The sequence below is a fragment of the Streptococcus sp. GMD6S genome (assembly GCF_000297015.1).
Genome location: NZ_AJRH01000004.1, coordinates 94,942 through 103,281 on the forward strand (window position 1 = coordinate 94,942; position 8,340 = coordinate 103,281).

Annotated in this window: 8 protein-coding genes; all 8 read right to left on the minus strand. The window is 41.7% G+C overall.

Features of this window, described 5'->3' with window-relative positions; translation table 11 throughout:
- Window positions 1-2: 2 nt before the first annotated feature.
- Window positions 3-272, minus strand: a complete 270-nt coding sequence (locus GMD6S_RS01020; protein ID WP_000700085.1) for a DUF1294 domain-containing protein — start codon at window positions 270-272, stop codon at window positions 3-5.
- Window positions 269-1,306: a 3-isopropylmalate dehydrogenase gene (leuB, locus tag GMD6S_RS01025; RefSeq protein ID WP_000162529.1), complete on the minus strand. Its 1,038-nt coding sequence runs from the start codon at window positions 1,304-1,306 to the stop codon at window positions 269-271. Before leuB ends, GMD6S_RS01020 begins: the two co-directional genes overlap by 4 nt.
- Before the next feature lie 11 nt (window positions 1,307-1,317).
- A complete protein-coding gene (locus GMD6S_RS01030) occupies window positions 1,318-2,880 on the minus strand; it encodes a 2-isopropylmalate synthase (RefSeq protein WP_001233214.1) in 1,563 nt (520 codons plus the stop codon).
- Window positions 2,881-3,194: 314 nt separating this feature from the next.
- The gene (locus tag GMD6S_RS01035) at window positions 3,195-3,851 is read right to left on the minus strand and encodes an MmcQ/YjbR family DNA-binding protein (protein WP_000461618.1); all 657 of its coding nucleotides are present in this window, start codon (window positions 3,849-3,851) and stop codon (window positions 3,195-3,197) included.
- A 43-nt stretch (window positions 3,852-3,894) separates the two neighbouring features.
- On the minus strand, window positions 3,895-4,527 hold the full coding sequence (locus GMD6S_RS01040; RefSeq protein ID WP_000638807.1) for a copper homeostasis protein CutC: 633 nt from the start codon (window positions 4,525-4,527) through the stop codon (window positions 3,895-3,897).
- 93 nt (window positions 4,528-4,620) lie between these two features.
- Complete coding sequence (locus tag GMD6S_RS01045) at window positions 4,621-4,980, minus strand: YbaN family protein (protein WP_001220359.1); 360 nt, start codon at window positions 4,978-4,980, stop codon at window positions 4,621-4,623.
- Window positions 4,981-5,086: 106 nt separating this feature from the next.
- Window positions 5,087-7,174, minus strand: a complete 2,088-nt coding sequence (gene topA / locus GMD6S_RS01050; protein ID WP_000179628.1) for a type I DNA topoisomerase — start codon at window positions 7,172-7,174, stop codon at window positions 5,087-5,089.
- A gap of 117 nt (window positions 7,175-7,291) precedes the next feature.
- Window positions 7,292-8,140: a DNA-processing protein DprA gene (gene dprA, locus GMD6S_RS01055; RefSeq protein ID WP_000705327.1), complete on the minus strand. Its 849-nt coding sequence runs from the start codon at window positions 8,138-8,140 to the stop codon at window positions 7,292-7,294.
- Window positions 8,141-8,340: the final 200 nt, after the last annotated feature.

Genomic DNA, 8,340 nt, shown 5'->3' on the forward strand with positions numbered 1-8,340 from the left:
CATTACCTCCAAATAAAATATAAGGCTACTAGTGTGGTCACCATCCCGAGAAACCAAACCGTTTTAAAATACCATTTTCTAGTCTTGTGATGAAAGGTGATTCCTGCCAACCAGGCACCAAAACCACCACAAGTAAAGGCTAAAATAAGTAAGATTTTCTCAGGGATGCGCCAAGCCCCTCTCCTTGCCTTTGCTTTGTCAATGCCATAAATCAAGAAAATCAGCAGATTCCAAATCAAAAGGGCAAGTGTGATTCCTTCATTTATCTTCATAATCTTTCAATGATGGCTTCTGTCATCTCCTTGGTCGAAGCCTGTCCTCCAATATCTCTAGTTAAAACACCAGCCGCTAAACTAGCTTCAATAGCACGCTCGATACGCTCTGCATCCTCATAACGTCCAAAACTGTCTCTCAACATCATGGCAACTGACAAAATCATGGAAATAGGATTGGCAATTCCTTGACCTGCAATATCAGGTGCCGAACCATGAATAGGTTCATAAAGACTTGGCCCCTTTTCAGAATGACTGGCTGATGGCATAACTCCAAGCGTACCTGATAGAACGCTTGATTCATCAGATAAGATATCTCCGAAAAGATTCTCTGTCACGATGACATCGAACTTAGCAGGATTGGTAATCATGAGCATGGCAGCCGAGTCCACCAACTGGTGTTCCAAGGCCACATCTGGGAAATCTTGCGCGACTTCCTCAGCTACTCTGCGCCAGAGTTTCGACGTTGCTAACACATTTTGCTTATCGATACTAGTAACGATTTTTCTGCGACTTCTTGCGATTTCAAATGTCTTGCGAATGATCCGCTCTACTTCCTCATAGCTGTAGTCGTTGATATCACGCGCTTTGCGCTCTTCAAGGATATGATCCCCAAAGTAAATCCCACCTGTCAACTCACGCACCACGACAAAGTCTACACCAGCAATTCGTTCCGGTTTGAGAGGTGATAAATGCTTGAGACTGTCAAAAATCTTAACAGGGCGAATATTGGCATAGAGATTGAGTTCCTTACGAAGAGCCAGCAAGCCTTGTTCAGGCCGAACCGATGCTCCATCATACTGAGGACTACCGATAGCCGCAAGGAGAATAGCATCTGCTTCTCTACATGCCTTGAGGGTTTCATCAGGTAAGGGATGCCCCGCAGCATCAATACCCGCACCTCCAAAGGGGCGTCTGTCTATCTCATAGTCAAAGCCTGTTTTTGAAGCTAGAGCTTCCAGAACCGTTAAACCAGCTTCCATAATTTCTGGACCGATTCCATCCCCTGCTAGTGCTACTATTTTCTTTGTCATAGCCTTCTCCTTTACACACTAGGCATGTCTCGGTAGGAAACGCTACGCCCCATCTCACCTGCATTCTCTTTTTGAACAAAGGTATTGGCATTGATATAAGCAATAGCCGAAGCCTTCAATACATCGAAATCGAGACCTGCTGCGTTAAAGATGGTTTCTGTATCTCTGTTTTCAACAGTTACCAAGACACGAGCTTGGGCATCGATTCCATCTGTTACCGCATCGATGGTATAGGACACCAAGCGGACAGATTGGTTAAAGAACTTATCGATAGCGTTAAAGATCGCTTCAACGGAACCTTGTCCTGTCGCATTAAATTCGACTTTTTCACCATCCATATTAGCCAGACTAACAAGCGCTTCAATGTCATTATCTGCATGGGTTTGAAGTTGCAAATCATCAAAGTGGAAGCCTTCTGGGTTTTCAACCATGGTTCCAGCCACCAGAGCTCGAATATCTGCATCTGTGATTTCTTGTTTCTTGTCCGCTAGTGCCTTGAACTTAACGAAGAGTGGTTTGATATCCTCTTCTGTAAAATCTAGGGCCAATTCTCTTAGTTTTTCTACAAAAGCGTGGCGACCTGACAATTTTCCAAGCGGAAGACTATTACTCTTAACGCCGACCAATTCAGGTGTGATGATCTCATAAGTGAGAGGATTTTTAAGGACTCCATCTTGGTGAATGCCCGATTCATGAGAGAAGGCATTGCCACCAACCACAGCCTTGTTTTTAGGAACTGGAATACCAGAAAAGCGAGAAACCATTTCAGACGTATTCATTGTTTCATCCAAAACAATATCACTAGTGGCTTGGAAGAAATCCTCACGAATCTTCAAAGCAACAGCTACTTCTTCAAGAGCAACATTACCTGCGCGTTCACCGATACCATTAATGGTTCCCTGGACACGTCCAGCACCGTGTTTAATTGCTGTCAAAGTATTTGCAGTTGCCATACCGAGATCATCGTGACAGTGGACACCAAAGACAACTTTATGATCTGATTTAATATTTTCAGTCAAGTAATCAAAGATACGTGCAAACTCTTCTGGAGTCGTAAAGCCAACTGTGTCAGGGATATTGATATAAGATGCACCTGCATCGACCGCTGTTTGAACGACTTGTAAGAGGAAATCCAACTCTGTTCTAGTCGCATCTTCAGGAGAGAATTCGACGATTTCAAACTTAGAACGTGCATAAGAAACATGTTCCTTGATAGCTTCTAAAATCTCTTCCTTGCTCTTATTGAGCTTATACTTGCGGTGAATCGGACTGGTAGCGATAAAGACATGAATTTGAGGATACTTGGCATCCTTAAGAGCCTCATAACAAGCATCAATATCAGATTTTACAGAACGAGCTAATCCTGTCACTGCTGTTTTTTTCATGGCTCTAGCAATTTCTTGAACGGCTATAAATGAATCTGGACTAGCAGCCGGAAAACCAGCTTCAATTACAGAAATTCCCCATTTCTCCAGCTGCCTTGCAATGGAAACTTTTTCCTTTATTGAGAAGTTAACACCAGGTGTTTGTTCCCCATCACGAAGGCTTGTATCAAAAAATTCAACTTTACGCATAAGATTTCCCCTTTTCCAAATGTGGTTTTAAAAAAACATCTCGCTTAGAAGCCCAAGCGAGATGTTGATTTACTCCCGCTTGGTAAGCCAAACAGGACTAATGCTTTTGCACTAGCCCGAGTACCTCAACAACAAAGCAAATTGATTAAACTTAGCTGTTTTCATGTTTGACTTTCTCCTTCGTTTGATATCTTGTTTAGTATTTTAGCATAGCGAAAAACACTTGTCAAGAAAAAATCCATTATTTTCTGAAAATTTCTTCAGTAAAGAATATTTTGCTAATTGAAAGTATTTGAAAACTCAAGCGAATTTCCCTATTTTTTCACAGTCAATTTCCAACTTCTTTCGATGAGTTCTAACACTTCTTCATCTTGCAAACTATCATCAAGCGCCAGACTAAGCCAGTAGCGTTTGTTCATATGGAATGCTGGATAAATGCCTTTTTTTGAAAGCAAGTCAGCTACTTGGTCGTGTTTGAGGTTGACTGCTTCGACTAGTCCTTCTCTGCCCTTTTCCAGCTTATTCCATGGAATTCTCATCACAACAGCATACCACTTTTGATTGCCTTCATGGCGCAATACAGCAGTATCAGGAGACTTTTCCCACAGATACTCCAACTGATTGCCATACTTTTCCAGAACTTGAGCCACGATACGCTTAGTCTGAGGATAGATAAAATCCTGCACATCAAAACAAGCCTTCCGAATCTGGTAAAGAATCTCCAAACAAGCCTCACGGACACTTGCAACAAAACTCCCACGCATGCTTTCCATATGAACTTGAGGATAGAGATCTCCCGTTTCCTGGTCAAAAACCTGAAAGCTCACATTATCAGGAGTGATGGAGAGTGTCATGAAAAATTCACCCTGCAAAATCTGGCAACTATAAGTCCAGAATTCCTCATTTTCTACAAAACCATAGGCATGGGCTTTTTCTTTATTAAACTGATAGGAGTTAAAAATTTCAAACATAAGTGAAAACTGCTACCAAAAGCTAGCAGTTCCTTTCTATTTTTTAAAAGACAACCTTGGTTCCATGCAATTGTGTCACACCAAGTTGGTCGATAAAGGTTTGACGGTTGTCCAAGTCAATTCCTCCACCTGGTAAGATTTCAATTTTACCTTTTGCATGTTCCAAAATTCTGTGATAGTGAGCAAAACGTTTGTCTAGCGAGTCCTCAGAAACTCCAGCACGAGTTAAGATACGAGTGACTCCGGCTTGGCTGAGCCAGTCAATGGCTTCCAACTGGTCTTCATCACTTAATTCATCAAAGGCCATGTGAAAGACAATTTCCATTCCTTTAGATGCGGTAATCAGCTTCTCAAGATTAGGCTTATCCAACTTCTTATCAGCAGTTAATGCCCCAAATACAACCCCTTGACTTCCAGCCTGAGTAGTCAAACGAATGTCTTCTAGCATGATCGCTATTTCAAGATCAGTATAGACAAAGTCGCCACCACGGGGACGAATCATGGTCATGATGGTGGTGTCGTAGTTAGCTGCCAGTTCAACCGCCGCCTTGGTCACTCCATAGCTAGGTGTTGTTCCACCCACTGCTAGATTGTCACAAAGTTCGATTCGACGAGCTCCAGCCTGCATCGCTTTTTCAAGCAAGGTCACATTTTCAGCACAAAATTCGTAAATCATTTGATTCTCCTTGATGTTTTCTTTAAATTTATTATATCATATTATTTTAAATATGCTTTCATTTTTATCAAGGCAAATAACTACTATTTTTATCTATTCTTTGTCAGGAATGACTTTAAAGAGATAGTAGGTAATAAAGATAGTCAGGGCTCCCAGACCGATTTTGACTGGTAAAAGAGGGGCAAAATAAATAGAAATCCCCATCAAGATATAGATAGATACGATAATTTTTTTCTTTCGTTCACGCGCGATTGACTTGGTTTCCCGAAAGTCCGCTACATAAGTCTGATAAAGCTTTGTATGATAAAGCCAGTCTTCAAATCTCTTTGAAGACTTGGAAAAGCAAGCAATTGATAGCAAAAGGAAGGGTGTTGTTGGCAAGAGGGGCAAGACAACCCCAACAAGAGCCAAGGCTAAAGAAATAAAACCAATACTTAGGTAAATAATACGCATGTCTTCTCCTAATTGAAATAATCTTCTACTAGTTTCCCACAAAGTGAGGAAATTTGTCAAGCTTCAAGTAAAAAGAGCCTGAAATTTATTTTCAGGACTCTGCATTTTATTTAATTTTCTCTTCTTCGTAGTCGCCATTACTACATACAACCTGCTTACCACCACCACGGACTTTTTTCTCCACTAGGAAGTGTCCGCATTTTGGACAGTCACGGCCAATTGGTTTGTCCCAGGAAGTAAACTCACATTCTGGATAGCGATTGCAACCATAGAAGATACGATTGCGCTTGGTTTTGCGTTCGATGATTTGTCCTTGATGACAGCTTGGACACTCGACTCCAATCTCTTTGACAATTGCTTGTGTGTGACGGCAGTCTGGGAAGTTGCTGCAAGCATAGAATTTACCAAAACGTCCTAGCTTAATCACCATCGGACTGCCACAAACCTCACAGTCAAATCCAGCTGGCTCATCCTTGATCTGGATTTTTTCCATTTCAGCTTCTGCCTTGGCTACTTCTTTAGAGAATGGTTTGTAAAAGGCGTCAATGACCCGTTGCCACTGCTCTTTTCCAACCTCGACATCATCCAGTTTTCCTTCCATCTCAGCTGTGAAGGTCACATTTACGATATCTGGGAAATATTCAACAATGAGTTTATTGACAATTTCTCCCAGTTCTGTCGGTTCAAAACGTTTAGCAGCCAGACGAACGTAGTAACGTTTTTGGATAGTTTCAATGGTCGGAGCATAGGTTGACGGACGTCCAACCCCATTTTCTTCCAAGGTCTTGATAAGAGTTGCTTCCGAATAGCGAGCTGGCGGTTGGGTGAAATGTTGTTCTGGCTTGCTATTGACCTGTTTGACCACATCTCCAACAGCCATATCTGGCAACATTTTGTTCTTGTCAGAGTCATTATAAATAGCAAGATACCCATCAAACTTAACTTGGCTTCCATTCGCCGCAAACTGAACCCCATTTTGAGAGAGCTTAACAGCCATGGTATCAAAGATAGCAGCTGTCATCTGGCTAGCCACAAAACGGTTCCAGATAAGGGTATAGAGCTTAAGCTGGTCTTTGTCCAAGTACTTAGCGATGCTTTCAGGTGTGTTAAAGACACTAGATGGACGAATGGCTTCGTGAGCATCCTGAGCACCTGAGGCATTCTTGACCTTGCTACCATGCTTGGAATACTTGCTACCAAAACGCTCGTTAATATAGCTTGCCGCTTCATTCTGAGCCACAGGACTGATACGAGTCGAGTCTGTACGCATATAGGTAATCAAACCTTGCACGCCCGATCCGATATTGATCCCTTCATAGAGCTGTTGAGCCACCATCATGGTCTTTCGAGTACGGAAATTGATTTTGTTAGCCGCATCCATCTGCATGGTTGAAGTCGTATAAGGTAGGGGCGCATTGCGTTTGCGTTCTTTCTTATCTACCTGGTCTACTGTGAAATCTTTACTAGTCAAATGGGACAAGACTTCTTTGACCTCTTCATTGGTGGTCAATTTCATCTTTTTGCCATTCATACCATAGAAAGAAGCCTGAAATTGCTTGGTTCCCTTCTTAAAGACACCATCAATTGTCCAGTATTCTTCCGGTTGGAAGGCATTGATTTCATTTTCACGGTCAATGATGAGCTTAAGGGCAACTGACTGCACGCGTCCTGCTGATAAGCCCTTCTTGACCTTTTTCCACAAAATTGGCGAAATCGAATAGCCTACTAAGCGGTCCAAGACACGACGAGCTTGTTGGGCATCGACCAAGTCCATATCAATCTTGCGAGGTTCTTTAAAAGCATTTTTTACTGCGTCTTTGGTGATTTCATTAAAGACCACACGATTGGCATCATTCTCATCCAAATCAAGGATATGAGCCAAATGCCAGGAAATTGCTTCTCCTTCACGGTCCGGGTCACTCGCCAGAAAGACTTTATTGGCCTTTTTAGCTTCTTTTTTCAAGTCATTAATGAGAGGGCCTTTTCCACGGATATTGATATACTGTGGTTCATAATTGTTTTCAATATCAACAGACATACTGGATTTTTTCAAATCTCGGATATGTCCAACACTGGCTAGAACCTTGTAATTTCGTCCTAGATATTTCTCAATCGTTTTCGCCTTAGCAGGCGACTCCACGATGACTAGATTTTTTTTAACTGTTGATTTTTTCTTCTTTGTTGCCGTAGCCACACTATCACACCTTTTCAAAGTAATAAACTTTATAAAGTGTAAACCATTTTTCTATAGCTGTCAAGACTTAACTCCTATATATAGAAGAAAAGTTTATCTGAGGGAATAAATTTCTCCTTAAAATTCAAACTCTGCTAACACATCTTGACCACTTGTGATCAGTTTTGCTCCCTCTTGGATCAAGTGGTTGCAACCATCTGAATGGCCATCAAGAATGTTCCCTGGAATAGCAAAGACATCGCGTCCTTCCTCCATGGCGCGTTCACAGGTAATGAGACTCCCTGACCGCATCCTTGCCTCTGCCACAATAACTCCACGACACAATCCTGCAATGATACGATTACGAGCTGGAAAGTGAAATTTTAAGGGTTCTTCACCTGGACCGTACTCACTTAGCACTAGATGATGATTTCCAATGTAGTCCTGCAAGCGTTTATTAGCACGTGGATAAAAAACATCCAATCCTGTTCCAATGACAGCAATCGTTCGTCCTCCATTCTGGAGCGCAGCCATATGGGCAGCGGTATCGATTCCTTTTGCTAATCCACTAACCACGATTAACTCGTTTTCTAAACCTTGGATAATTTTCTGGATCGACTTAGCACCTTGACTCGAACAAGAACGACTCCCTACAAGAGCAACCTTTGGAAATTTCAATAAATCCAGATTCCCTTTGTAAAACAAAAGAGCTGGAGCATCATAAATCTCACTCAGATCCCAAGGATAACAGTCATCAAGAATCGAGAAGGATGGAAATTTCTGAAACTCCTTCTCCAACTGTGCATCATCTATCTGGAAATAGCGTTCCATAAAGACAGCAGGATTACGGCACCCCGATATTTCTGCAATATCACCTAGCAAGAGCTCCTGATCTACAGTCTCATCGTATTCAAGAACTGTTAAAATTTGTTGATTGCTCAGCCCAGCTTTTCTCAATTTGTAAATCTCATAGTTTGTGATCTTCATATACAACTCCATTTCTTTTTCTACTCATATATCTATTCGTAAAAAAATAAAAAGAAGACCAAGGATCTTCTTTTTTTCATTTATTCAGCTTTAGTAGTTGACCAGCTACTTTCAACCATCGGTAAGATTGTTTTTAAAGTTTCCCCATCCCCTTCAAGTGAAACATAGCGGATTTTACCATCATTTGATCGGAAAACCCA

Coding starts and splice junctions, on each gene's coding strand:
- GMD6S_RS01020 (WP_000700085.1), bottom strand. CDS start 272: ATGAAGATAAATGAAGGAATCACACTTGCCCTTTTGATTTGGAATCTG.
- leuB (WP_000162529.1), bottom strand. CDS start 1,306: ATGACAAAGAAAATAGTAGCACTAGCAGGGGATGGAATCGGTCCAGAA.
- GMD6S_RS01030 (WP_001233214.1), bottom strand. CDS start 2,880: ATGCGTAAAGTTGAATTTTTTGATACAAGCCTTCGTGATGGGGAACAA.
- GMD6S_RS01035 (WP_000461618.1), bottom strand. CDS start 3,851: ATGTTTGAAATTTTTAACTCCTATCAGTTTAATAAAGAAAAAGCCCAT.
- GMD6S_RS01040 (WP_000638807.1), bottom strand. CDS start 4,527: ATGATTTACGAATTTTGTGCTGAAAATGTGACCTTGCTTGAAAAAGCG.
- GMD6S_RS01045 (WP_001220359.1), bottom strand. CDS start 4,980: ATGCGTATTATTTACCTAAGTATTGGTTTTATTTCTTTAGCCTTGGCT.
- dprA (WP_000705327.1), bottom strand. CDS start 8,140: ATGAAGATCACAAACTATGAGATTTACAAATTGAGAAAAGCTGGGCTG.